A 25,000-nucleotide genomic window follows, 5' to 3' on the forward strand; every position below is an offset into this window, starting at 1 on the left:
TGAGTCTGTGAAGATGTCTGCCGTTCTTAACCATATAGAGGATAGCCCTATGGCAACCGTTAAGGTCGATAACAGCAATTTTCAGTCGGACGTTCTTCAGTCGAACGAGCCGGTCGTGGTGGATTTCTGGGCAGAATGGTGCGGTCCATGCAAGATGATCGCTCCGGCGCTCGACGAGATCGCCGCCGAAATGGCCGGTCAGGTCAAGATCGCCAAGGTCAACATCGACGAGAATCCGGAACTCGCAGCCCAGTTCGGCGTGCGTTCGATTCCGACGCTCCTGATGTTCAAGGACGGTGAACTTGCTGCCAACATGGTTGGCGCTGCTCCGAAGAGCCGCCTTGCCGACTGGATCAAGGCTTCTGCTGCTTAAGTAGAAATTATAGCAAGCAATAAAAAACCCGGCCTTGAGCCGGGTTTTTCTTTGTTCGAAGAACAGCGGTGTGCTTACTTCGACTTGTGCTGGGTGTCGTTATGGTCTTTATCGCCCGACCGGCATTCTTCATGCGTACCGGGAAGATAATATTTCCCGTCGGCAGCAGCTTTGGTGCCGGTGGGACAAACGGGCATTACAGCCTTGGTGTCCGTTTCCTTGGCGCCAGTTTCTTTTGCAATACTGGCAGCAAAGGACGGAGCACCCGAAAGGCTCATAAAAAGAATTGTAGAAATAATAATAGTATTACGCATTTATATATCCATTCTTAAAATTACGACAATTCATTCTTGGATATAAATAAAGGCGGAATAATGACTAATAAAGTAACTCATAATAGTGTAATTTTATTAGGATGGTGGTGTGTTGTTTTCTCCCAATACTTCGCCCGCCAGATATAGCGATCCGCCGATCAGGATACGCGGCGGAATTTCATCGGCTGGCCAGGTGTCGTGCAGAAGTTTCAGCGCATTGGCGACCGAGTGAACCGGTTCGGCTGACAATCCGGCCTTCTGGGCGGCGACAGCCAGCGCATCATTGGGTATACCCGCATCGCTGGATGGGATCGGCACGGTGAACACATGACGCGCCATGCCCGCAAAGGCCTCAAAATAGCCGACAGGGTCCTTGGTGTTGATCATGCCGGTAATCAGGAACAGCGGACGCGCATTGCGTTCTTCGAGATCGCCGAAGGCTTCCGCGATCACCGCGCCTGCGCCCGGATTATGTCCGCCGTCGAGCCAGATTTCCGAGGTTGGCGGTGCGAGATCGACAAGCGCCCCATGCGTCAGACGCTGCATGCGCGCCGGCCAGTCCACCACCATCAGCGCCTTTTCGACGGCCTTGTCGGGGATGTTGAAGCCCGCAAGCTGCACTGTTTCGATGGCAGCGGCGGCATTGGCAATCTGGTGACGACCGGGCAGGCGTGGAAGCGGCAGATCGATCAGCCCATCCTCGTTCTGGAAGATCATGCGGCCATGTTCTTCGAAGGCGAGGAAATCCTGACCATAGACCGAAACCGGACAACCGAGCCGGTCCGCGGTGGAAACAAGCACCTCGCGCGCCGCATCGAAAGGCTGAAAGCCGACGACGACCGGGCAATCCTTCTTGATGATCCCCGCCTTTTCGGCGGCGATCAGTTCCACACGGTCACCGAGATATGCCTGATGGTCAATGGAAACCGGCATGATCAGCGATACGGCAGGTTCGGGAATGACATTGGTGGCGTCGAAGCGTCCGCCCAGCCCGACTTCCATGATGACGACATCGGCTGGATGCTCGGCAAACAACACGAAGGCCACGGCGGTGAGGATTTCAAAGACGGTGATGTGCTGGCCGCCATTGGCGGCCGCGACGCGCTCAATGGCCTCGGCCAGAACGTCGTCCTCAACCAGCTGGCCACCACCCGGCGCAGCCAGACGATAACGCTCGTGCCAGTTGACCAGATGTGGGGAAGTGTGGACGTGGACGTCAAAGCCGCCAGCTTCCAGAATGGCGCGGCAGAAGGCAGTCGCTGATCCCTTGCCATTGGTTCCGGCAATATGGATCACGGGCGGCAGTTTGAGATGCGGATTGCCGAGCTTCTCCAACAGACCGCGAATGCGGTCCAGGGAGAGGTCAAATCCTTTCGGATGCAGTTGCATCAGCCGCTCGATAGCGGCAGCCGCCTTGCCTGCCACGATCTGGCTGCCCATATCAGGCCGCCTTGCTGCCAGTGTTGCTATCGGCGTCTGGTTTTGGCGCTACAGGACTGTCGGTGTTGGCCGGCTGCTTGGTCATGATCTTCAGGAGACGTGCAATCGTTTCCTTCAGTTCGGTGCGGGGAACAACCATGTCCACCATGCCGTGTTCCATCAGATATTCAGCACTCTGGAAACCTTCCGGCAGTTTTTCGCGGATGGTCTGTTCGATCACGCGCGGACCGGCAAAGCCGATCAGCGCGCCCGGCTCAGCAATATGAATGTCGCCCAGCATGGCGTAGGAAGCGGTCACGCCGCCCGTGGTCGGGTTGGTAAGCACGACGATGTAAGGCAGGCCTGCCTCTTTCAGCATTTCCACGGCAACGGTGGTGCGCGGGAGCTGCATCAGCGAGAGAATGCCTTCCTGCATGCGCGCGCCGCCCGATGCTGCGAACAGAACCAGCGGGCGCTTCAGCTCGATGGCTTTTTCAAAGCCCTGAATGATCGCCTCACCGGCACCCATGCCGAGCGAACCGCCCATGAAGCCGAAATCCTGCACGGTGGCGACAATCGGCAGACCTTCAATGGTGCCAAGGCCGTTGACGATGGCGTCGTCCATGCCGGTGCGGGTGCGGTAATCCTTGAGACGGTCGATATATTTCTTCTCGTCGCGGAATTTCAGCGGATCGACCGGCACTTTCGGCGCGTCGAGCGTGGTATATTCGCCATTGTCGAAGAAGAAGCGCAGGCGGTCCTTCGCCTTGATGCGCATGTGATGGCCCGAAGACGGGATCACGAACTGGTTGCTCTCCAGATCCTTGTGGAACACCATCTCGCCGGTGGACGGATCCTTGATCCAGAGGTTTTCCGGCATTTCGCGACGACCAAGCATCGAATTGATCTTCGGACGAACGTAGTTGGTGATCCAGTTCATGACGTTTGGTTCCGTTTCTTGTTCTTCGACGGCAAGCACTTCCGACAGAAAGTGCGGGCGCTTTTGCGCCCGCTTATGCGGAAAAGCAACTCTACCCGCTTAAATGGACGATTTATTGGGCGGCTTCAAGGCGTGTCGTGCGAACGCTTTGCGCCAGTGCACCGACAAGTTTGCTCACAGCGGCCACAGGATCGCCCTTAAGCGCGCCTTCCGGCGTCAGTTCGCCGGCCACCGCATTGACGATTGCCGTGCCGACGACGACGCCATCCGCATGGGCGGCAATGGCGGCAGCCTGTTCCGGCGTCTTGACGCCAAAGCCGACGCAGATCGGCAAATCGGTGCTCTTCTTGATGTGACGCACCGCGTCGCCGACGCGGGCCGTATCGGCAATGGCCGAGCCGGTGATACCGTTCATCGAGACATAATAGACGAAGCCCGACGAATTATGCAGAACCTTCGGCAGACGCTTGTCGTCGGTGGTCGGCGTGGTCAGGCGAATGAAGTTGATGCCCGCCTTCCTGGCCGGAACGCAAAGTTCCGCATCCATTTCCGACGGCAGATCGACAATGATCAGGCCATCAACGCCGGAAGCCTTGGCATCGGTCAGGAAGCGCTCGACGCCATAGATATAGATCGGATTGTAATAGCCCATCAGCACGATCGGGGTCGTGTCGTCTTCCTTGCGGAATTCGGCGGCCATATAAAGCGTCTTGGAAAGCGACTGCCCGGCTTTCAGCGCGCGCAGACCGGCAGCTTCGATGGCCGGGCCGTCCGCCATCGGATCGGAGAAGGCCATGCCAAGCTCGATCACATCGGCACCGGCCTTCGGCAGTTCCTTCATGATCTTGAGCGAAGTTTCGAGGTCGGGATCGCCGCCCATGAAATAGGTGACCAGCGCCGGACGGCCCTCGGTCTTCAATGCGGCGAATTTGGTGTCGATGCGAGTGGTCATACCGTGCCCCGTGGCAAAGTGCGCGCAAGATAATCGGCGATGGGTTTGCCGGACATGGCCGTCTCCATCCAAGCGCGCCGTTCAAAGTCAATGATTCCGAGTTCCCAGACGCAGGCCATCAGCAAGGTCTGTGCGGGCATGAATTCGATCTCGTCGCCGAGTTCGGACTGCCACAGCATTTCCGTTGCAATGCCGCCTTCCAGCCACCAGTGAAGCAGAAGCCAGAGGCTTTCCTCACCCTGATGGAGAATGGCGAAACCAGCGTCCAGATGCGGCAGGGCTTCAAGCCTTGCCGCAGCATTTGCGATCTGCCGGCGGGCAATGCCCACCGCAGCTTCGGCAAGCGGATTGGAAGGGTCCGCTTCGATGATGTTGAGCTTGATCGTCGCCGGGCCGCATTCCGTCAGCCCGTCGAACCATGCGGCGCGCGGTCTGTAGGTGGAAGCGTCAGCGGCGTCTTTGCCCATTCTGTCCTCAGATATCCATGCCGAGAAGCTTGCCGACCGTGTGAACGTCCTTATCGCCACGGCCAGACAGGTTGACGATCATGATCTGGTCCTTGCCCATGGTTGGCGCCATCTTGACGGCCTGCGCAATGGCATGGGCGGATTCGAGCGCCGGAATGATGCCTTCGACGCGGGTTGCAAGCTGGAAGGCATCCAGTGCTTCCTGATCGAGGATCGGCACATAATCGACGCGACCCGTATCCTTGAGCCAGGAATGTTCCGGGCCGACGCCCGGATAGTCGAGACCGGCGGAGACCGAATGGCCTTCGAGGATCTGGCCATCTTCGTTCTGGAGCAGATAGGTGCGGTTGCCGTGCAGAACGCCGGGACGACCTGCGCTCATCGATGCGCAATGCTCGTCACCGTCCAGACCGTGACCGCCTGCCTCGACGCCGACGATCTTGACCGATGCGTCATCGAGGAAGGGATGGAACAGGCCGATGGCATTGGAACCGCCGCCGACAGCCGCGATGATGACATCCGGTAGACGGCCTTCCTGTTCGAGAATCTGCTGGCGCGCTTCCGTGCCGATGACCGACTGGAAGTCGCGCACGAGTTCCGGATAAGGATGCGGACCCGCAGCCGTGCCGATCAGGTAATAGGTGTCTTCAACATTCGTGACCCAGTCGCGAAGCGCTTCGTTCATCGCGTCCTTGAGCGTGCCGTTGCCAGCCGTGACCGGCTTTACTTCGGCACCCAGCAGCTTCATGCGGAACACATTCGGCTTCTGACGTTCAACGTCCGTCGCGCCCATATAGACGACGCAAGGCAGGCCGAAACGTGCAGCGACGGTTGCCGATGCCACACCATGCTGGCCAGCACCGGTTTCGGCGATGATGCGCGTCTTGCCCATGCGCTTGGCGAGCAGAATCTGACCGAGGCAGTTGTTGATTTTGTGGCTGCCGGTGTGGTTCAGGTCTTCGCGCTTGAAGTAGATTTTTGCACCGCCCAGATGCTTGGTCAGCCCTTCGGCATAATACAGCTTCGACGGGCGACCGGCATAATAGGTCGAAAGGGCGGAAAGCTCGGCCTTGAATTCAGGATCGTTCTTGGCCGTTTCGTAGGCCTCCTGCAATTCGAGGATCAGCGGCATCAGCGTCTCGGCGACGAAACGTCCGCCGAAAATACCGAACATGCCCTCTTCGTCCGGGCCTGTCTTGTAGGAATTGGGTTCAACCGGCTTGTTCAACGCTTCAGCTCCGTCATGTTCAGGCGCGTTTTGCGGATGGTGACACATCCGCATCGGCGACAGCCTGGAAAAAATCTTCAATGAGACGCACGTCCTTAACGCCGGGTGCGCGCTCGACGCCGGACGATATGTCGATGCCCGGCGCGTGCGTCTCGTGCAGCGCCTCTGCAATATTGCCAGCGTTCAATCCACCGGAAAGCATGTAATCGACATCCGCGTCAAGCGCATCGAGCAGGCCCCAGTCGAAGGAAACCCCGTTGCCGCCCGGCAATTCCGATCCCTTCGGCGGCTTGGCGTCGAACAGGAAGCGGTCGGCAATGCCCTTATAGGGCATGATTGCGGCCAGATCGTCGGCGCTGCGGATCGCAAAGGCTTTCATGACCGGCAGGCCGTAGCGTTCCTTCACAAAGCGCACGCGCTCAGGCGTTTCATGGCCATGCAATTGCAGAATATCCGGTTTTACGGCGCTGACGATTTCATCCAGCGTCGCATCGTCGGCATCGACCGTCACGGCGACAACTTTGGCGCGGCCAAGCGCGGCAGGGCGCAAAACGGCTGCGGCGTCCGGCGTGATATTGCGCGGGCTTTTGGGAAAAAAGATAAAGCCGATATGCGTCGCACCGCCGTTGAGAGCGGCAGCGACTGTATCAGGCGTTTTCAGCCCGCATATCTTGATATCCAAAACCATGGTTTCCCGTCGCACAAAACGGTGCGCTTCTCAAGCAGTTCGCAGCTATTCTCTGGCGGTATGTCCGTCAAAACCGCGTGCGATCAAGAAATCATACGCTTCCATGACCTCCATGGGAACCGCCTGCGCAATCTGGTAGCCTTTGGCGGGATAGTCCAGAATGCGCTCCAGATCGCCGGTCATCTCGTTGATGAGCATCTCCACCGGATAGGAAGGCGTCGGCTGTTCTTCAAAGGAAAGGAGCGGCGCCGTCACGCTTGCCTTTGCTTCCGGCCATTGCCGGGCGACGGTGGCATGCACGCGGCGCTGGGTCTGCGGCTTGGTGACGAAAATCGGGCTGATCACGCCCGGCAGCATTTTTTCCAGCGAGAAGCGGATATTCTCGCCGATATTGGTGGCGTTGGGCTCGATGGTGATTGCTTCTTCCGGCACTCCGCGCCGGATCGCCACTTCGGCAAAGGCTTCCGCTTCGCTGGCAGGATAGAGGTTTTCGGTCCAGTGACCGCTTTTGCCGGTGAAGATCACCAGCGGCGCCATGCCTTCAAGATAGAGATCGGCAGCGCGCTCTGCCACACGCAGATCATAGCTGGCAAGGCCGATGATGACATCGGATGCCGGAATTGGATCGTAAATGCAGTGGTAGTCCCACAGCACCTTGGCGGCGGTCAGTATCGATCGGTTCATGTAAAGTCTATAGCCTGTAATGCGCTGCCATTTCGCTTCAGCCACGCCTTGCAGCGTTCCGTATCGGGGCAAAGCTCCTGACAGAGTTTCCAGAATTGCGGCCCATGATTCATCTCGATCAGATGCGCGACTTCATGCGCGACGAGATAGTTGATGACGGCCGGTGGCGCCATGCCGATCCGCCATGAAAAGGAAAGAACGCCATCGGAGGTGCACGACCCCCAGCGGCTCTTGGTGTCCTTGAAGCGGACGGCCTTGGCCTTGCGCCCGACGCTTGCCGTATGGCGGATGACGAGCGCCTCTATATCGCGCTTCACCTGCCCTTTGAGATAGTCTGCCAGACGGCGTGGCAGATGGGCGGGGTCGCCGTGAACCAGCAGCACATTGCCTTCAAGGAGGTCGACCGTGCCGCGTCCGGGCTGATGTGTAATCAGATGCGGCACGCCGCGGATCGGAATTTTCACGCCGGGGCGAACACCCGGCTGATCCGGCAGTTTGGTGATGCGGCTTTCGATCCAGCCCTGATGGCGCTTGAGAAAACTCTGCACTTCGCGCTCGGGCAGTCCGGGCGGAACCGTGATGCGCAGGCCTTTTCCGCCAGCTTCGATGCGCAGCGTCAGCCGTTTGGCGCGCGGGTTTTCGAAGACACGCAATGACAGCTCGCGACCGGCCACCGCATGGATGCGTTCGCTCCGGACAGTTGCCGTATTGGCAGATGCCCTGTTGCCGCTGATTTGCCGAAGGAAGGATAAGCCCATCGCGCAAGAATAAGCGATTCGTGCGAAAAGCCAGACAAAAAAGCTGTTTTAAGCAAAACGGCGCGGAAAACCCGCGCCGTTTCAATAGTTTTCAAGCTGTTATCCGCGATCAAAGATCGGTGATGTCATTCTTGTTGCCCTTTGCTGGCGTCTTCTTGGCGGCAGCGCGACGCTCAGCCATGAAGCGGTCGAACTCTTCCTTGTCGCGTGCGCGGCGAAGCTCTGCGGCATAGGATTCGAATTCGGCGCGGGCTTCGTCAAGCTTGCGGCGTTCTTCGGCAAGGCGGTCCAGTTCTTCGCGACGCCAGTCGTCGAAGGCTGCGTTGCCGGTTGCGCTGCCAAAGTTGAAGCTCTCGCTTTTGCGGCAGTTGCGGAAAGAACCGAACATGGAATCGGTCTTCTCGTTGACGCCGCGCTTGAACCCTTCGAGGCGGTCGCCCCAAAGAATATAGGCGAGCATGGCAAGGCCAAGCGGCCAGAAGAGAAAGAAGCCGAGCACCATCAGCGCAATCGTGGCTGGCGTCCATGCCGGTCGTATCAATGCGGAATTGGTCATGGTCTGCTCCATAAAATCAGGCCTGCCAGGTCCACATTATGCGGACATTTCGTGTTTGGCGGCTTGATTTCGAATTGGTGAGGGGATTGCGGCATTTCAAGCATGTCGCAATCTGATTCCAGTGCGATTCAGAGGGAGTCAGAGCTAACCAATGTGATTATCTCGAAATTTTTTTCCGAAAATGTTCGAGAAAAGTAACGGCGAGCCCGGCTATCAAGGCCCAGAAGGCCGAACCGACCCCGAAGAATGCCATGCCGGAGGCGGTCACAGCGAAAGTGATCGTGGCGGCAAGGCGCTCCGGTTCGTCCTTCAAGGCAAGCGACATGGCGTTGATGAACGGGCCGGTCAGGGCAAGACCGGCGACCAGCGCGATCAGCGTTGTCGGCAGCACGGCGAAGATCGCAACCAGCGATGCGCCGAACAAAGCGAACACAACATAGATTGCCGCATAGACCGGCCCGGTCAGCCAGCGCTTGGTGGGATCGGGATGGGCATCGGGATTGGTGCAAAGTGCTGCCGAAATCGCCGCCAGATTGGTGGTGGATGCACCGAACGGTGCCGACAGTATGGAGAATAGACCCGTCACGCGCAGGCAGGCGCTGGTCGGCGGTTCATAGCCGGATGCGCGCAGCACCGCAAAACCGGGCAGGTTCTGCGACGCCATGGTGACGAGATAGAGCGGCAAGGCGAGGCCGATCATCGCGCCCAAATGAAATTCCGGCCAGACGAGGGTGAGCGTCGAGATTTCCGGTGCGGGCAGGGTTGGCGAGCGGCCTGAAACAAGCGCGAAGATCATCCCGACCACCAGAACGGCGATGACTGCCAGCGACGGGTTGAAGAGGCGGATCAGGAAGAACAGCGCTACCAGCGGCAGCACGAAAACGGGATCGAAGGGAACAGTCTTGGCGGCGGCGATGACGAAGCTGAGCAGTACGCCCGCAAGCATGCCCGAGGCAACGGAGGCCGGTATGCGCGAGACCAGCACCGAAAGCTGGCGGATCAGTCCGGTCGCGATCAGCGCAATTGCCGTCACGATGAAGGCGCCGACGGCTTCCGCCATGGTGAAACCGGCGCTTGCGCCGATCAACGCCAGTCCGGGCGTCGACCATGCCGCGATGATCGGCATGCGATAGCGCGTGCTGAGCCAGGCTGAGGTGGCGGCGATGGAAAGACAAATGGCCGTGACCCAGCTCGCCGTTTCGGCCTGTGTGGCGCCCAGAACCTGTGCGGCGGCGATGATCAGCGCCAGCGTGCCGCCGAAGCCAACAATGGCCGCAACCGCCGATGACGCGATGACCGAAAAGCGCATGATGATGCCCCGTTATGCTGTTGTGGTCACACGTTCGGCCAAACCGGAGACCGTGCGGATGAGAAGATCGAGATCCTGCGGGCGTGACAGCCGGTGGTCGCCGTCGCGTACAAGCGTCAGCGTCACATCATCGACCGGCAGATGCTCCACCAGCGTCAGCGCGTGCTTGTACGGCACGTCCGGGTCCTGCATGCCTTGCAGAATATGGACCGGGCATCCGGTTTCGATAATGCCCTTGAGTACGAGGTTCTGGCGGCCGTCTTCGAGAAGCGCACGTGTGTAGACGTACGGATTGGGCGAATAGTCGGAAGGCTCTTCGAAATAACCCTTTTCCTGTAAGTCACGCTTTTGGGCGTCAGAAAGGGTTGGCTCGACAAGCACCGCCGTGAAGTCGGGGGCGGGCGCAATCAACACGATGCCGGCGGGCTCCTTGCCTTCCTTCTTCAATTCCTGCGCCATTCGCAGCGCAATCCAGCCGCCCATGGACGAGCCGACGAGAATTTGCGGGCCTTTGGCATAATGGCGATAGACGGCAAGGCTTTCGTTGAGCCAGCGCGAAATCGTGCCCTGATTGAAATCGCCGCCGGATTCGCCGTGACCGGAATAGTCGAGCCGCAGCGCGCTATGGCCGGTCTTTTCGGCCCATTCATCGAGAACGAGGGCCTTGGTGCCGCGCATGTCGGAACGATAGCCACCTAACCAGACGACACCGGGCCGATTTTTACCCTCTCTGTGGCGAACGGCAATCTTCGCGCCGTCCACGTCAAGAAATTCTGGCTCCAGTTCTGGCCCCGCACTGCTCATCTGAGTCTCCTGATTGTTGGGATGACTTTTGCCATGTCTTGTCTGGCGAGGAAACCCGCGCGATCAGCCCAATCGCTTGGCAGCCCTTGAAATTGCAGGAAATGTGACCGATATGTCGCTTTCAGCCCCCGATTTAGCTCTTTATCAAGTGGGGGTGATTTTTCCTGTCAAAGATGCTATTGACTTCGCCGCTTGCTTGACGACATTTCCGCGATCAACTGCGGTTTGATCGGGGATATGTCGTGTGAGCGACAAAAGTTCTTGCCGTATGAACGTTAACAATCAGGAGATAACGACCATTCGCCGACCGTTCAGAGCGACGCCGGTCCAGAAAGACGGACCGCGCTCCAACCGTGACATCCGGGTTCCCCGGGTCCAGCTTATCGATGCCGAAGGCCAGAACCATGGTGATGTTTCCATTCAGGAAGCGATTGCTATGGCAGAGGAAGCGGGCCTCGATCTCGTTGAGATCGTGCCGAACGCAGAGCCTCCGGTTTGCAAGATCGTAGACCTTGGTAAGCTGAAGTATCAGAACCAGAAAAAGGCCGCCGAGGCACGCAAGAAGCAGAAAACGGTTGAAATCAAGGAAATCAAGATGCGACCGAACATCGACACTCATGATTATGAGGTGAAGATGAAGGCTGCCGTGCGTTTCTTTGAGGAAGGCGACAAGGTAAAGGTTACCTTGCGTTTCCGTGGCCGTGAAATGGCGCACCAGGAGCTCGGTATGAAGCTTCTGCAGCGTGTAAAAGAAGACACTGTCGAAATCGCGAAGGTCGAGTCCGAGCCGAAGCTCGAAGGCCGTCAGATGATGATGGTGCTTGCACCGCGCTGATTTTTCAGAATTGTCTTGGAAAAGCCGCCTTCGGGCGGTTTTTCTTTGCCGGAAATTTGCCCGCAATCGGATGGGCGGCAACCAATGTGGCAATCGTGGAACAATTATGAAGACGATAGGTGAATTGGGAAGATATCAGCAACGTCGCCGTCTGGCGATTGGCGTTGTGATTGCGCTGCTGGTGATCGCGCTGCTTTTCGTGCGCTCGGCCTGGGTCGGGCACGCGCATGAATATATTGAGGCGATCGGCATCAGCTTCATCGTCGCCGCGATTCTCGGGCGCCTGTGGTGCACGCTTTATATCGGCGGGCGCAAGAGCGCGGAAATCGTGCGCAGCGGTCCTTATTCGATCACGCGCAACCCGCTTTATGTGTTCAGCACCATCGGTGCGATGGGCATCGGCGCGCAGACGGGCAGTATCATCGTGGCAGCCGGCTTCGGCGTGCTTTGCTATATCGCCTTTTCCATCGTCATCCGCACAGAAGAAAAATTTCTGGAGCAGAATTTCGGCGAGCCTTACCGCGCTTATTGCCGTGAGGTTCCACGCTTCTTCCCGAAGTTTTCGATCTATAGCGACGACGCGACGGTCACGGTGAAGCCGGACCGGCTCTATCGTACTTTCATAGATGGGCTGGTATTCTTCGTAGCCTATCCGTTCTTCGAATTTATCGAGTACCTGCAGGACATCCATGTCTTGTCGGTTTTGTTGCGGCTTTATTGATCAATTTCGGTTGATTCAGCCATTGCGTTTTATGGGCTTTAAGCCTATAAGGCCGCGTTCGAACCGCCCGGCAGGGCATGCCGTGGCGGTTTCGTATGCTTTTCAGGCTTGGTCTGCCTGAAAGTAAAAACAGATTTCGGTCGGTTTCAGGCACGAACGCCTTCCATAACAAGAGGCGTGGAGTGCCGCAGGCACGACGGGGATCGCAATTAAGGAGTAGCAAAATGCCCAAGATGAAGACCAAATCGGCCGCGAAGAAGCGGTTCAAAATCACCGGCACTGGCAAAGTTGTAGCTGCGGCTGCAGGCAAGCGCCATGGCATGATCAAGCGCTCGAACAAGTTCATTCGCGATGCACGCGGCACCATGGTGCTCTCGGAAGCAGATGCGAAGATCGTAAAACAGTTCCTGCCTAACGGCCTCTAAGCCGCTGTCCTTTAAGGAGATCATGATATGGCACGCGTAAAACGCGGCGTTACCTCACACGCCAAGCACAAAAAAGTTCTCGATCAGGCTGCCGGTTTCCGCGGTCGTCGCAAGAACACCATCCGCACCGCCAAGGCTGCAGTTGACCGTTCGAAGCAGTATGCTTACCGCGACCGTAAGAATCGCAAGCGTACGTTCCGCGCGCTCTGGATCCAGCGCATCAATGCTGCTGTCCGCGAGCAGGGCCTGACCTATGGCCGTTTCATCGACGGTCTGGCCAAGGCTGGTATCGAAATCGACCGCAAGGTCCTGTCCGATATCGCAATCCACGAACCGGATGCATTCGGTGCGCTGGTTGCATCGGCAAAGAAGGCTCTTGAGTACCTCAAGAACACCGAAACGCCGAACGCTTTTGAAGGCGCTGTCCGCTAAGCCAGCCCTTCCCAAGTGACATTGTGAATTTGGGGAACCCGCGCTGGCTCGGCTGGCGCGGGTTTTTCTTTCTTATCTGGTGCCCGGTGCCGATATCGCCGATCAAGAGGCGTGGGTGTTGCAGGCGCGCAGGGAAATAGACAAGAGGCGTGGAGCGCCATCGGCGCGACAGGGAAGCAAACAAGAGGCGTGGAGTGCCAAAGGCACGACAGGGATGTAAACAAGAGGCGTCGAGTGTCCCTTGGACACGAGAGGGATATAGACAATGAGCGATCTTGAACAACTCGAACAAACGATCATGGGCGAAATCGCCGCCGCCAGCGATGAGCAGGCGATTGAAGCGGTCCGCGTCGCGGCACTGGGCAAGAAGGGCACGGTTTCCGAGAAGTTGAAACTGCTCGGCACCATGACGCCGGAAGAACGCCAGCTTCAGGGCCCGGCGATTAACGGCCTGAAGAACCGCGTCACCGATGCGCTGACGGAGCGCAAGTCTGCGCTGCGCAAGGCTGCGGTTGCGGCCCGTCTGGAACGCGAAAAAGTCGATGTGACGCTGCCGGTTCGTGAAAGCGCTGCCTCGCGCGGCCGCATTCATCCGATTTCGCAGGTGGTGGACGAAATCACGGCGATCTTCGCCGATATGGGTTTCTCGATTGCCGAAGGTCCGGATATCGAAACTGATTACTACAATTTCACCGCGCTGAATTTTCCGGAAGGGCACCCGGCGCGCGAGATGCACGACACGTTCTTCTTCAATCCGGATGAAAAGGGCGAGCGCAAGCTTCTGCGCACGCATACATCGCCGGTGCAGGTGCACACGATGGAGAAGTTTGCAGCGATCCGTGACAAGGAAGGCCGCGACGAGCCGATCCGCATCGTGATCCCGGGCAAAACCTATCGCATGGATTCCGACGCCACCCATTCGCCGATGTTCCATCAGGTCGAAGGTCTGGTCGTGGACAAGTCGGCCAATGTCGCCAACATGAAGTGGGTGCTGGAAGAGTTCTGCAAGGCGTTCTTCGAAGTGCCGTCGGTGACGATGCGCATGCGTCCGAGCTTCTTCCCGTTCACGGAACCATCTGTCGAAGTGGATATCCAGTGCGACCGCTCCGGCCCGCATGTGAAGTTCGGCGAGGGCAATGACTGGCTCGAAATTCTGGGCTGCGGCATGGTGCATCCGAATGTGCTGCGCGCTTCGGGTTATGACCCGGACGTCTATCAGGGCTTTGCCTGGGGCATGGGTATCGACCGCATCGCCATGCTGAAATACGGCATGCCGGATCTGCGCGCTTTCTTCGATGCCGATGTGCGCTGGATCAACCATTACGGTTTCCGTCCGCTCGATCTGCCGACGCTGTTTGGTGGCCTCAGCGCATGACGCAATTGCCCGAACCTTATCGCGATGCCGTGACTTTCGCCTTTGGCGATTCGCCGGAACTCGCCGATGAGCTGCTTGCGCTGGTTCTGGCAGGTCGCAAGACTGCGACCTGCGCCGCGCTTGCCTCATTCGGTGAAGACGGCGAGCCGATGCCGGTCATCGGTCGTCGCGATGTGGTTCTGGATGGTCTTGGCCGACCCGCTGCGGTGGTCGAAACCGTCGAACTGACGGTCTGCCGCTTTGATGAGGTTGATGCCGCATTTGCGGAACAGGAGGGCGAAGGCCCGCTGGAAGAATGGCGAAAGGGCCACGAAGCCTATTTTCGCCGCAACGGCGGCTTCTCTCCAGATATGGAATTGCTTTGCGAGCGCTTTCGCGTTGTCGAAGTGCTCAAACGCTGATTTTTAGGAAAGAACACGATCATGAAATTCACGCTTTCCTGGCTCAAGGATCACCTTGAAACCGATGCGACGCTCGACCAGATCGTCGAGAAGCTGACCGATATCGGTCTTGAAGTGGAATCGGTCGATGACCGCGCCGCCTTCAAGGCTTTCAAGATCGCCAAGGTGGTGAGCGCCACCCAGCATCCCGATGCCGACAAGCTGCGCGTGCTCTCCGTCGATACGGGCGATGGCAAGCCGGTACAGGTCGTTTGCGGCGCGCCGAATGCCCGCGCCGGTCTGGTCGGTGTTCTGGGCCGTCCGGGCGACTATGTGCCGGGTCTCGATGTCACGCTGTCGGTCGGCAAGATTCGCGGTGTCGAAAGTTTTGGCATGATGTGCTCCGAGCGTGAGCTGGAACTGTCCGACGAGCATAACGGCATTATCGATCTGCCAGAAAATGCACCGGTGGGCACAAGCTTTGCGGCCTATATGGGCCTTGACGATCCGATTATCGAAATCGGCCTCACGCCGAACCGCGCCGATTGCACCGGTATTCACGGCATTGCCCGCGATCTGGCAGCCGCCGGTCTCGGCACGCTGAAGAACACGCTGCCAGCCGCCGCCAAGGGCGAAGGCGAAACGCCGGTGAAGATCGTTCTCGATCAGGATGCGGAAAACCCGTTCTGCCTTGGCTTTGCGCTGCGCATGGTCAAGGGCGTGAAGAATGGCCCGAGCCCGAAATGGATGCAGCAGCGTCTGAAGGCAATCGGCCTGCGCCCGATCAATGCGCTGGTGGATATCACCAATTACGTGACCTTCGATCAGGGCCGTCCGCTGCATGTTTTCGACGCGGCCAAGGTCAAGGGCAATCTGACGGTGCGTGCGGCGCGTGAAGGCGAAACCATTCTGGCGCTCGACCAGCGTGAGTACAAGCTGAAGCCCGGCATTTACATCATTGCCGATGAAAACGGTCCCGAATCGATTGCGGGCATCATGGGTGGCGAGCATTCCGGTTGCGACGAGAACACGGTCGATGTGCTGATCGAATCCGCGCTTTGGGATGCGCGCATGATTGCACGCACGGGTCGCGAACTCGGCATCGTCACCGATGCGCGCTATCGGTTCGAGCGCGGCGTCGATCCGGAAATGATGGTTCCGGGTGCGGAAATTGCGACCCAGCTGGTGCTGGACCTGTGTGGCGGACAACCAACGGTTCTCGACGTTGTCGGTTACAAGGCGCCAGCTGCGCGCGTCATCGATTTCCCGGTCACGGAAGTAAAGCGCCTGACAGGTATCGAGGTTTCCTACGACGCTTCGCTCGATATCCTGAAGCGTCTCGGCTTCGGTGTCGAAGGCGATGGCAAGGTCATCAAGGCAACGGTGCCGACATGGCGTGGAGACGTGGAAGGCAAGGCCGACCTCGTTGAAGAAGTCATGCGTATTCACGGCATCAACCAGATCGAGCCGCAGCCGCTGCCAAACCATGGCGCCGTCAATGGCCGCATCCTGACCACCTTGCAGATTCGCACGCGTCATGCCCGCCGTATGCTCGCTTCGCGCGGCATGCTGGAAGCGGTGACCTATTCCTTCATTTCCGAAGCGCAGGCCAAGGCATTTGGCGGCGGCCAGCCGGAGCTGAAGCTTGCCAACCCGATTGCAGCCGACATGTCGGATATGCGTCCGTCGCTTCTGCCGGGCCTCTTGGCTGCGGCACAGCGCAATGCGGATCGCGGTTTTGGCGATATCGCTCTGTTCGAGGTTTCGGGCATCTATGAAGGCGACACGCCGGAGAAGCAGCGCCGTGTGGCCGGTGGTATCCGTCGCGGAACGGCGGGCGTTGAAGGCGCTGGCCGCTTCTGGTCGGGCAATGCGGCGACCGTTGGCGTGTTCGACGCCAAGGCCGATGCGCTGGCGGCGCTGGAAGCTGCCGGTGCGCCGGTTGATCGCATCCAGATCGAAGCCGGTGGACCGGAATGGTTCCATCCGGGCCGTTCCGGCACGCTGAAGCTCGGCCCCAAGGTCGTGCTTGGCTATTTCGGCGAGTTCCATCCGGACACGCTGGAAGCCCTCGACGTGTCGGGCAATCTCTGCGGCTTCGAAATCTATATCGATGCGATCCCTGAGCCGAAGGCAAAGGCGACCCGCACCAAGCCTGCGCTCAACCTGTCGCAGTTCCAGAGCCTCAAACGCGACTATGCTTTCGTGGTCGATGCCACCGTCGAGGCGGGCAATGTCGTGAAGGCGGTTTCGGCAGCCGACAAGAAGCTGATCGTCGGCGTTCAGGTGTTCGATATCTTCACCGGTGCATCGCTTGGCGAAGGCAAGAAGTCGATTGCGGTTGAAGTGCTGCTTCAGCCGCAGGACCGCACCCTGACCGACGAAGATCTGGACGCATTGTCGAAACAGGTTGTGGCAAGTGTCGCCAAACAGACCGGCGGCGTGCTGCGCGGATAAGCAAAAAGTAAAAAGCCCGGCTTCAAGCCGGGCTTTTTACTTTTGCGGGCATGGCGCGCATGGCCATGTCGATGATCTTTTGCACCGCGGCCCGCGAACTGCCGTCGCGCGCCTCATAGGAGAGGCTCTGCTGGATCGCGTGGTAGAATTCGCTCATCTGGGCGATGTCGGTTTCGGGCGGCAGGTCGCCCTCGCGCAAGGCGCGTTGCAGGCGCTTGGAAAGCAGGTCCTGATTGGTGTGGCGAATGGCTGTCAGGAATTCCTTGACCGGGACGTTCTCCGGTTTGCACTGGATCGAGCTGACGCTGATCATGCAGCCGCCAGCAGGACACGCAAAAGCGCTGTCTGCGCTCAATTCAAGCCAGAGGCGTATGCCGTCCTGAATGGTGGCGGCGACTTCCAAAGCTCTGAAGGGGGCAGCGCCGATGGTGCGTCGGTAAAAATCCACGGCCTCGCGGAAAGCCAGCTCCTTATTGCCGAAAGCGGCATAGAAGCTCGGCGGCGTAATGCCTATGGCTGCCGTGAAATCGCTGATCTGGGCGCATTCATAGCCTTTGGCCCAGAAAACTTTCATGACCTTGTCCAGCGCAGCATCGCGATCGAAACTGCGCGGGCGACCGCGCGAAACCATTTTTCCTCCCTTTCTGTAGTCTGTCTTATATAATTCTCTTGACGCGCTCGAACAAGTCGATATGAATTATATAATCATTATTACATAAATAGGATTCGTCTCCATGAACGATTCGTGCGATTCTGCCCTTGCGGCGGAGGGGACGGTTGCGTCCCGTAAAGAGGCGCGGGCAATACCGCTGGTTGTCTATTGTCTCAGTCTCGGCGTTTTTGCGCTGACGACCTCCGAACTGATGATTTCGGGCATGATGCCCTCGCTTCAGGAAGCTTTTGGCCGCTCCATTGCCGATATCGGCAATCTGATTTCGCTCTATGCCTTGGGCATGATGGTCGGCGGTCCGCTGGTAACGGTGCTGTTTCTGGCCCTGAAGATCGAGAACAAGCGCGGACTGCTCGGCCTTTTGATCTTCTATGCGCTCGCGCAGAGCGTTGCCGCCTCCACCAGCAATTTCCAGGTGCTTCTGGCCGCCCGCGTGCTGACCGGCATGGCCGCCGCAACCAGTTTCGGCCTCATGCTCGCCATTACGGCGCAACTCGTCGCGCCGGAACTGCGCGGCCGGGCATCCTCGCTGGTCTTTGCCGGATTGATGCTCTGCACCGTGCTGGGCGTGCCGATTGCAACGGCGATCACCAATGCGTTCGGCTGGCGCGCCAGCTTCTGGAGCATCGTGGTGCTGATTCTGCTTTGTGCGCTGGTCATCGCGCTGAAGATCGAAACGACCCGTGACGGACCGCAGGCCGATCTGCGGTCGGAGCTGGCGGAAATGCGCAAGCCAAAACTCTGGGCGGCCTATGCCACCAGCGCGCTGGTCATCGGCTCGTCTTTTGCGGTTTACAGCTATCTGTCGCCGATCACCGTGGAATTGGCCGGATTTTCGGCCATGCAGGTTCCGTTCCTGCTCGCCGTCTATGGTGCGGCCAACATCGTCGGCAACTATGTTTCCGGTCGCTTTGCCGATCGGCACACGATCATGACGATCTTTGCAGGTCTTGTGGTGATGCTTGCAGCCATGCTGATCTTCGCGCTTTTCGCCGAACTCAAGCCTGCCGCAATCCTCGCCATCGTGATGATCGGCCTGACCGGCATTGCCTTGAACCCGGCTTTCGTGGCGCGTGTGATGCGCATTGCCCATCCCGGCGCATTGGTGAATGCAATGCACGCATCGGTTATCAATATCGGCCTCGGCCTTGGTCCATGGATCGGCGGTCTGGCGATGGAAGCGGGATATGGTCTCCACGCGCCACTGTGGGTTGGCTTCGCCATGACACTGGCCGGGCTGTTGACGCTTGCGCCGCCAGCCTTGCGGCGGATGTGAATTTACGCCTTTTTGGAAAGAACGCCTGTAACGGGATTTTTCCTTTTGTCTTTCGGTCAAACATGTCATCGATTACCACCGGTCACGAAATCGATGATAGTGTTCAGCCGCGAAACTAAAGGAAATGGCATGTTCCGTTGGGGTATTCTTTCCACCGCCAAAATCGGCGTCACGCAGGTGATTCCCGCATTGGCCGCGTCGGATAATGGCGTGGTCCATGCGATAGCGAGCCGCGATCACGCGCGTGCCCGCGCCGTGGCCGACCGTTTCGGTGCCCCGCTTGCCTTCGGCTCCTATGAGGAATTGCTGGCCAGCGATCAGGTGGACGGCGTTTATATCCCGCTGCCGACATCGCAGCATATCGAATGGACGATCAAGGCGGCGGAAGCCGGCAAGCATGTGCTGTGTGAAAAGCCGATAGCGCTGAAAGCCGACGATATCGACCAGCTCATCGCCGCACGCGACAAGCACAAGGTCACAATCGCCGAGGCCTTCATGGTCTATTACCATCCGCAATGGATCAAGGTGCGCGCATTGCTGGCCGAAGGCGCCATCGGCACGTTGCGCCATGTTCAGGGCGCTTTCAGCTATTTCAACGTCGATCCCGGCAATATGCGCAATCAGCCCGACCTCGGCGGCGGCGCGTTGCCGGATATCGGCGTTTATCCGACGGTCGTAACCCGCATGGTCACGGGCAAGGAGCCGCTCTCCGTGCAGGCTTCCGTCGAAATCGACCCGAATTTCGGCACTGACCGCTATGCCAATGTCGCGGCCCGATTCGACGGCTTCGACATGACTTTCTATGTAGCGACGCAGCTTGCCGGGCGTCAGTTCATGGTTTTCCACGGCGACAAGGGCTTCATCGAGGTTCATGCGCCGTTCAACACCGGCAAATATGGCCATAGCCGCGTGACGCTCAACGACGCAGGCCATACGGAAGCGACGGAATGGTCGTTTTCGGACGTAAACCATTATCAGTTGCAGGCGCAAAATTTTGTGCGCGTCGTACAGGGCGAGGATGTAGCCTTGTTTTCATTGGAGAATTCCAAGGCCAATCAGCGCGTCATCGACGCGATCTATCGGGCGGGCAAAAATAATGGTTTCGTAGACCTATAGGTTCCCTGTAGGGATCGTCCGGATAAAGACCTGTCAGATTAGCCGGGAAGGAATTTATGACTGTCCGGCTGTTCTGACTTGCAGTGAAAAAGCGCCTTTCTTATATACGCCTCGCACAGGGCTTCGATGACAGGCCGAGGGGTCTTGAAAAAACCTCCGGAAACCCAACCTTGAAGCGGGCATTGTGAAAAACCGTAGGAGCCGCCCATGGAACGCTCGGTAGAGGTCTTGGCGGTTTGCTGAATGGAGAGAAATATGGCTAAAGTTATTGGTATCGATCTGGGAACGACCAACTCCTGCGTCGCCGTTATGGACGGTAAGAGCGCGAAGGTCATCGAGAATGCCGAAGGCGCCCGCACGACGCCTTCCATCATTGCTTTCACCGATAGTGACGAACGTCTCGCTGGTCAGCCTGCGAAACGTCAGGCCGTCACCAATCCGGAAGGCACCCTGTTTGCAGTCAAGCGCCTGATCGGTCGCCGTTTCGACGATCCGATGGTCACCAAGGACAAGGATCTCGTCCCTTACAAGATCGTCAAGGGCGACAATGGCGATGCCTGGGTAGAAGTTCACGGGAAGAAGTATTCGCCATCGCAGGTTTCCGCGATGATCCTTCAGAAAATGAAGGAAACGGCTGAATCTTACCTCGGCGAAACCGTCACGCAGGCCGTTATCACGGTTCCGGCTTACTTCAACGACGCCCAGCGTCAGGCCACCAAGGACGCTGGCAAGATTGCCGGTCTGGAAGTGCTGCGCATCATCAACGAGCCGACCGCTGCTGCGCTCGCCTATGGTCTCGACAAGAGCGAAGGCAAGACTATTGCCGTATACGATCTTGGCGGCGGCACCTTCGACGTGTCGGTGCTTGAGATCGGTGACGGCGTGTTCGAAGTGAAGTCCACCAACGGTGACACGTTCCTCGGCGGTGAAGACTTCGACATGCACATCGTCGACTACATGATCACCGAGTTCAAGAAGGAAAGCGGCATCGATCTGAAGAACGACAAGCTTGCTCTGCAGCGCCTCAAGGAAGCTGCCGAAAAGGCCAAGATTGAACTGTCGGCTGCCCAGCAGACCGAAATCAACCTGCCGTTCATCACCGCTGACGCAACGGGTCCGAAGCATCTGGCCATCAAGCTGTCGCGCGCCAAGTTCGAAAGCCTTGTCGAAGACCTCGTCAAGCGCACGATTGAGCCGTGCAAGGCCGCTCTGAAGGATGCCGGTCTCAAGGCTGGTGAAATCGACGAAGTGGTTCTGGTCGGCGGCATGACCCGCATGCCCAAGATCCAGGAAGTCGTGAAGGCCTTCTTCGGCAAGGAACCGCACAAGGGCGTGAACCCGGATGAAGTCGTCGCCATGGGCGCGGCCATTCAGGGCGGCGTTCTGCAGGGCGACGTCAAGGACGTTCTGCTGCTCGACGTGACCCCGCTGTCGCTCGGCATCGAAACGCTCGGTGGCGTGTTCACCCGTCTGATCGACCGCAACACGACCATCCCGACCAAGAAGTCGCAGACCTTCTCCACTGCCGAAGACAATCAGTCGGCTGTGACGATCCGCGTCTTCCAGGGCGAGCGTGAAATGGCTGCCGACAACAAGATCCTCGGCCAGTTCGACCTCGTGGGCATTCCGCCTGCACCGCGTGGCGTGCCGCAGATCGAAGTGACCTTCGACATCGACGCCAACGGTATCGTCAACGTATCGGCCAAGGATAAGGGCACCGGCAAGGAGCACCAGATCCGCATTCAGGCTTCGGGCGGTCTGTCGGATGCCGACATCGAAAAGATGGTCAAGGACGCCGAGGCCAATGCCGACGCCGACAAGAAGCGCCGCGATGCCGTTGAAGCCAAGAACCAGGCCGAAAGCCTGATCCACTCGACGGAAAAGTCGCTGAAGGATTACGGCGACAAGGTCTCGGAAGACGACAAGCAGGCCATCGAAGGCGCGATCGCTGCGCTCAAGACCTCGCTTGAAGGTGACGATGCCGAAGACATCAAGGCCAAGACCCAGACGCTCGCTGAAACGGCGATGAAGCTCGGTCAGGCCATGTATGAGGCAGCGCAGGCTTCTGAAGGTGCGGACGCCGAAGGCGGCGAGCAGGCTTCGTCCAAGGACGATGTCGTTGACGCCGACTATGAAGAAATCGACGACGACAAGAAGAAGTCGTAATCATCTGCCGCTGACAGTGAAAGCCCGGCTCCATGCCGGGCTTTTGCCAGTTTCGGTATTCGGCAGACGATGAATAATAACGAAGGCTCCGGTTGGGAGTCCGGTCCAGCCGCCGGGGTAACGGACGTATGAAGATCGATTATTACGAAGCATTGGGCGTAGAAAAGTCCTGCGATGACAAGACGCTGAAAGCGGCTTTTCGCAAGCTCGCCATGCAGTACCATCCTGATCGCAACCCGGATAATCCGGAAGCTGAACGCAAGTTCAAGGAAATCGGCGAAGCTTACGAAACGCTGAAGGACCCGCAGAAGCGGGCAGCCTATGACCGTTTCGGCCATGCTGCCTTTGAAAATGGCGGCGCAGGTGCCGGTTTTGGCAATGGCTTTGCGGGCGCGGGCGGTTTTGCCGATATTTTCGAAGATATTTTTGGCGAGATGATGGGTGGCGGTCGCCGCCGTTCCAGCAACGGTCGCGAACGCGGCGCCGATCTGCGCTATAATATGGAAGTGACGCTCGAAGAAGCTTTCGCCGGCAAGACGGCGCAGATTCGCGTGCCGACCTCCATCACCTGTGATGAATGCTCCGGTTCGGGTGCCAAGGCGGGTTCGCAGCCCACCACCTGTACCATGTGCTCGGGCTCGGGCCGGGTGCGCGCGGCGCAGGGCTTCTTCTCGGTGGAACGCACCTGCCCGACCTGTAATGGTCGCGGTCAGGTCATCAAGGATCCTTGCGGCAAGTGCCACGGTCAGGGCCGCGTGACGCAGGAGCGTTCGCTTTCGGTCAATATCCCGGCCGGGATCGAGGACGGCACCCGTATTCGCCTTGCAGGCGAAGGCGAAGCCGGAATGCGCGGCGGTCCGTCGGGTGATCTCTACATCTTCCTTTCGGTCAAGCCGCACGAGTTCTTCCAGCGCGACGGCTCCGACCTTTATTGCAAGGTGCCGATCTCGATGACCACGGCGGCGCTGGGCGGCCAGTTCGAAGTCTCGACACTGGACGGCACCCAGACCCGCGTGAAGGTTCCCGAAGGCACGCAGAACGCCAAGCAGTTCCGCCTCAAGGGCAAGGGCATGCCGGTTCTGCGCCAGCAGGCGGTGGGCGATCTCTATATCCAGATCGATATTGAGACGCCGCAGAACCTGTCGAAGCGCCAGCGCGAATTACTGGAGGAATTCGAAAAGCTCTCCTCGCAGGAGAACAGCCCGAAATCAGCCGGGTTCTTCTCGCGGATGAAGGAATTCTTCGAGGGAATAGGTGAGTAAAAAAGGGGAGCCAAACGGCTCCCTTTTTTCATATTTTCCTTATTCCTGCCTTGCTTAAGGAATTGAAAGCGGCATAAGCTTGTCCAATAACGACAATGGGAGCATGCGGAATGGCAGGTCAACTCGGCAGGAAACTCGCCGCGAAATTCGACGAGGAAATCCGTTTTTTCAAAGGGTGGATTGACGGGCCGAAAGCGGTAGGCGCCATTCTGCCGACCAGCTCCATCACCGCGCGGCGCATGGCAAGCGTGATCGATATCCATTCCGGCCTGCCGGTTCTCGAACTTGGGCCGGGCACCGGCGTCATCACCAAGGCGATCCTCAAGCATGGCGTGAAGCCATCCGATCTTTATTCGATCGAATATTCGCAGGATTTCGTCGAGCATCTGAACAAGACCTATCCCGAGGTGAACATCATCCAGGGCGATGCGTTCGATCTCGACACCACGCTCGGCACCATGAAGGACCAGCAGTTCGACAGTATTATTTCTGCCGTGCCGCTGCTCAACTTCCCGATGGCGCGCCGTGTGCAGCTTATCGAAGATATGCTGACGCGCATTCCGCGCGGCCGTCCGTTCATGCAGATCACTTATGGACCTCTGCCGCCGGTTCCAGCCGGTCGCGGAAACTATACGGTTCAGCACTATGATTTCGTCATGCGTAATGTTCCTCCAGCACAGCTGTGGGTTTACCGCAGGCCGCTCGGCTGATTGACTGTCCGTGATTGTATTTGCTGATTCTCGGAGTTGTCCATGACCGCACGTGTTCTTGTCTTCGCCGGTTCGATCCGTATCGGCGCTTTCTCGGGTCATATGGCGGATGCCGCCGAACAGGAATTGCGGGCGCAGGGTGCGGAAGTCACCCGCATCACGCTTGCTGATTATCCGTTGCCCCTGATGGACCAGAATCTGGAAAAGGAGCATGGCGTTCCCGAAAACGCCATGAAGCTCGGTCGGCTCTTTGCCGAACACGACGCGCTTCTGATCTGCTCGCCGGAATATAATGCATCGATCCCGCCGCTGCTGAAAAACACGCTCGACTGGGTCAGCCGGATTTCCAAGGATGGCGACCAGCCGCTGCGGCCCTATAGCGGGCTGACGGTCGGTCTGTGTTCGACGTCGGATGGCATGTTCGCCGGTATGCGCGGGCTCTACCACCTGCGCGCGGTGTTGATGGCGGTTGGAACGCAGGTCGTGACCGAACAATGTTCGGTCGGTCGCGCCTCGGTGGCATTCAACGAGGATGGCACCCTCAAGGATGAGCGCAGCGCCAAAATGCTCACAGCCGTCTGTCAGAGCGTGATCAGCCGGGTCGGCTGATTCTCCGTTCAATCTGCATATTTCGGGGCGCGGTATCTTTCGTACCGCGCCCCGTTGTGCGATTAGAACAAAAA

General features: G+C 58.4%; 28 protein-coding genes. 14 read left to right on the plus strand and 14 right to left on the minus strand.

What is annotated here, in order from left to right:
* Nucleotides 1–49 precede the first annotated feature (49 nt).
* On the plus strand, nt 50–373 hold the full coding sequence (gene trxA, locus HWD97_RS00660) for a thioredoxin (protein ID WP_078337659.1): 324 nt from the start codon (nt 50–52) through the stop codon (nt 371–373).
* A gap of 74 nt (nt 374–447) precedes the next feature.
* Here trxA and HWD97_RS00665 read toward each other — a convergent pair whose 3' ends face one another.
* From HWD97_RS00665 to HWD97_RS00725, 13 genes are all read right to left on the minus strand, one after another.
* A complete protein-coding gene (locus HWD97_RS00665; protein WP_371834583.1) occupies nt 448–687 on the minus strand; it encodes a hypothetical protein in 240 nt (79 codons plus the stop codon).
* Nucleotides 688–783: 96 nt separating this feature from the next.
* Nucleotides 784–2,076: a folylpolyglutamate synthase/dihydrofolate synthase family protein gene (locus HWD97_RS00670; RefSeq protein ID WP_180918063.1), complete on the minus strand. Its 1,293-nt coding sequence runs from the start codon at nt 2,074–2,076 to the stop codon at nt 784–786.
* Nucleotides 2,077–2,128: 52 nt separating this feature from the next.
* Nucleotides 2,129–3,046, minus strand: a complete 918-nt coding sequence (gene accD / locus HWD97_RS00675; protein ID WP_109370341.1) for an acetyl-CoA carboxylase, carboxyltransferase subunit beta — start codon at nt 3,044–3,046, stop codon at nt 2,129–2,131.
* Between the two features lie 112 nt (nt 3,047–3,158).
* Nucleotides 3,159–3,998, minus strand: a complete 840-nt coding sequence (trpA, locus tag HWD97_RS00680) for a tryptophan synthase subunit alpha (protein WP_371834584.1) — start codon at nt 3,996–3,998, stop codon at nt 3,159–3,161.
* Complete coding sequence (locus HWD97_RS00685) at nt 3,995–4,465, minus strand: hypothetical protein (RefSeq protein WP_371834585.1); 471 nt, start codon at nt 4,463–4,465, stop codon at nt 3,995–3,997. The genes trpA and HWD97_RS00685 overlap by 4 nt, the downstream gene beginning before the upstream one ends.
* A gap of 7 nt (nt 4,466–4,472) precedes the next feature.
* Nucleotides 4,473–5,693, minus strand: a complete 1,221-nt coding sequence (gene trpB, locus HWD97_RS00690; protein ID WP_121537430.1) for a tryptophan synthase subunit beta — start codon at nt 5,691–5,693, stop codon at nt 4,473–4,475.
* A gap of 19 nt (nt 5,694–5,712) precedes the next feature.
* The gene (locus HWD97_RS00695) at nt 5,713–6,381 is read right to left on the minus strand and encodes a phosphoribosylanthranilate isomerase (RefSeq protein ID WP_371834586.1); all 669 of its coding nucleotides are present in this window, start codon (nt 6,379–6,381) and stop codon (nt 5,713–5,715) included.
* Nucleotides 6,382–6,426: 45 nt separating this feature from the next.
* Nucleotides 6,427–7,065 (minus strand): YdcF family protein, encoded by a 639-nt coding sequence (locus HWD97_RS00700; RefSeq protein WP_371834587.1) that lies wholly within the window; start codon nt 7,063–7,065, stop codon nt 6,427–6,429.
* Nucleotides 7,062–7,823: a M48 family metallopeptidase gene (locus HWD97_RS00705; protein WP_140026069.1), complete on the minus strand. Its 762-nt coding sequence runs from the start codon at nt 7,821–7,823 to the stop codon at nt 7,062–7,064. The genes HWD97_RS00700 and HWD97_RS00705 overlap by 4 nt, the downstream gene beginning before the upstream one ends.
* A 109-nt stretch (nt 7,824–7,932) precedes the next feature.
* The gene (locus HWD97_RS00710; protein WP_371834588.1) at nt 7,933–8,379 is read right to left on the minus strand and encodes a DUF2852 domain-containing protein; all 447 of its coding nucleotides are present in this window, start codon (nt 8,377–8,379) and stop codon (nt 7,933–7,935) included.
* Nucleotides 8,380–8,536: 157 nt separating this feature from the next.
* A complete protein-coding gene (locus HWD97_RS00715; RefSeq protein WP_109370061.1) occupies nt 8,537–9,688 on the minus strand; it encodes a benzoate/H(+) symporter BenE family transporter in 1,152 nt (383 codons plus the stop codon).
* Nucleotides 9,689–9,700: 12 nt separating this feature from the next.
* Entirely contained in the window at nt 9,701–10,492 is a 792-nt protein-coding gene (locus HWD97_RS00720) for a carboxylesterase (protein WP_109370062.1), read from the minus strand.
* A gap of 214 nt (nt 10,493–10,706) precedes the next feature.
* Nucleotides 10,707–10,898, minus strand: coding sequence for a hypothetical protein (locus HWD97_RS00725; RefSeq protein WP_319080802.1), 192 nt, complete (start codon nt 10,896–10,898; stop codon nt 10,707–10,709).
* On the opposite strand from HWD97_RS00725, the gene infC reads away from it, so the two are divergent.
* The 7 genes from infC (at nt 10,875) to pheT (ending at nt 17,117) form a co-directional block, all read left to right on the plus strand.
* Nucleotides 10,875–11,327 (plus strand): translation initiation factor IF-3, encoded by a 453-nt coding sequence (infC, locus tag HWD97_RS00730; RefSeq protein ID WP_318282644.1) that lies wholly within the window; start codon nt 10,875–10,877, stop codon nt 11,325–11,327. The genes HWD97_RS00725 and infC overlap by 24 nt on opposite strands.
* Before the next feature lie 106 nt (nt 11,328–11,433).
* Entirely contained in the window at nt 11,434–12,048 is a 615-nt protein-coding gene (locus HWD97_RS00735; protein WP_109370063.1) for an isoprenylcysteine carboxylmethyltransferase family protein, read from the plus strand.
* Between the two features lie 224 nt (nt 12,049–12,272).
* Nucleotides 12,273–12,473 (plus strand): 50S ribosomal protein L35, encoded by a 201-nt coding sequence (gene rpmI, locus HWD97_RS00740; protein ID WP_024898386.1) that lies wholly within the window; start codon nt 12,273–12,275, stop codon nt 12,471–12,473.
* Between the two features lie 27 nt (nt 12,474–12,500).
* Nucleotides 12,501–12,905, plus strand: coding sequence for a 50S ribosomal protein L20 (rplT, locus tag HWD97_RS00745; RefSeq protein WP_105543029.1), 405 nt, complete (start codon nt 12,501–12,503; stop codon nt 12,903–12,905).
* A gap of 265 nt (nt 12,906–13,170) precedes the next feature.
* Nucleotides 13,171–14,280, plus strand: coding sequence for a phenylalanine--tRNA ligase subunit alpha (pheS, locus tag HWD97_RS00750; protein WP_109370064.1), 1,110 nt, complete (start codon nt 13,171–13,173; stop codon nt 14,278–14,280).
* Entirely contained in the window at nt 14,277–14,681 is a 405-nt protein-coding gene (locus tag HWD97_RS00755) for an ASCH domain-containing protein (protein WP_109370065.1), read from the plus strand. The genes pheS and HWD97_RS00755 overlap by 4 nt, the downstream gene beginning before the upstream one ends.
* A 21-nt stretch (nt 14,682–14,702) precedes the next feature.
* A complete protein-coding gene (gene pheT, locus HWD97_RS00760; protein ID WP_109370066.1) occupies nt 14,703–17,117 on the plus strand; it encodes a phenylalanine--tRNA ligase subunit beta in 2,415 nt (804 codons plus the stop codon).
* Between the two features lie 22 nt (nt 17,118–17,139).
* On the opposite strand, the gene HWD97_RS00765 is transcribed toward pheT, so the two are convergent.
* The gene (locus HWD97_RS00765; protein WP_109370067.1) at nt 17,140–17,748 is read right to left on the minus strand and encodes a TetR/AcrR family transcriptional regulator; all 609 of its coding nucleotides are present in this window, start codon (nt 17,746–17,748) and stop codon (nt 17,140–17,142) included.
* 103 nt (nt 17,749–17,851) lie between these two features.
* Here HWD97_RS00765 and HWD97_RS00770 point away from each other — a divergent pair, with 103 nt between their 5' ends.
* From HWD97_RS00770 to HWD97_RS00795, 6 genes are all read left to right on the plus strand, one after another.
* Nucleotides 17,852–19,063, plus strand: a complete 1,212-nt coding sequence (locus tag HWD97_RS00770; RefSeq protein ID WP_109370068.1) for an MFS transporter — start codon at nt 17,852–17,854, stop codon at nt 19,061–19,063.
* A gap of 129 nt (nt 19,064–19,192) precedes the next feature.
* Nucleotides 19,193–20,179 carry a Gfo/Idh/MocA family protein gene (locus HWD97_RS00775; protein WP_109370069.1) on the plus strand — a complete coding sequence of 329 codons (987 nt, stop codon included), beginning with the start codon at nt 19,193–19,195 and terminating at the stop codon, nt 20,177–20,179.
* A 255-nt stretch (nt 20,180–20,434) separates the two neighbouring features.
* On the plus strand, nt 20,435–22,345 hold the full coding sequence (gene dnaK, locus HWD97_RS00780) for a molecular chaperone DnaK (protein ID WP_109370070.1): 1,911 nt from the start codon (nt 20,435–20,437) through the stop codon (nt 22,343–22,345).
* 128 nt (nt 22,346–22,473) lie between these two features.
* The gene (gene dnaJ, locus HWD97_RS00785) at nt 22,474–23,607 is read left to right on the plus strand and encodes a molecular chaperone DnaJ (RefSeq protein ID WP_109370071.1); all 1,134 of its coding nucleotides are present in this window, start codon (nt 22,474–22,476) and stop codon (nt 23,605–23,607) included.
* Nucleotides 23,608–23,717: 110 nt separating this feature from the next.
* Entirely contained in the window at nt 23,718–24,317 is a 600-nt protein-coding gene (gene pmtA, locus HWD97_RS00790; RefSeq protein WP_109370072.1) for a phospholipid N-methyltransferase PmtA, read from the plus strand.
* A 42-nt stretch (nt 24,318–24,359) separates the two neighbouring features.
* Nucleotides 24,360–24,926, plus strand: a complete 567-nt coding sequence (locus HWD97_RS00795; RefSeq protein WP_109370073.1) for an NADPH-dependent FMN reductase — start codon at nt 24,360–24,362, stop codon at nt 24,924–24,926.
* Nucleotides 24,927–25,000: the final 74 nt, after the last annotated feature.

The organism is Ochrobactrum sp. C6C9, from assembly GCF_022627935.1.
GTDB classification, from domain to species: domain Bacteria; phylum Pseudomonadota; class Alphaproteobacteria; order Rhizobiales; family Rhizobiaceae; genus Brucella; species Brucella teleogrylli.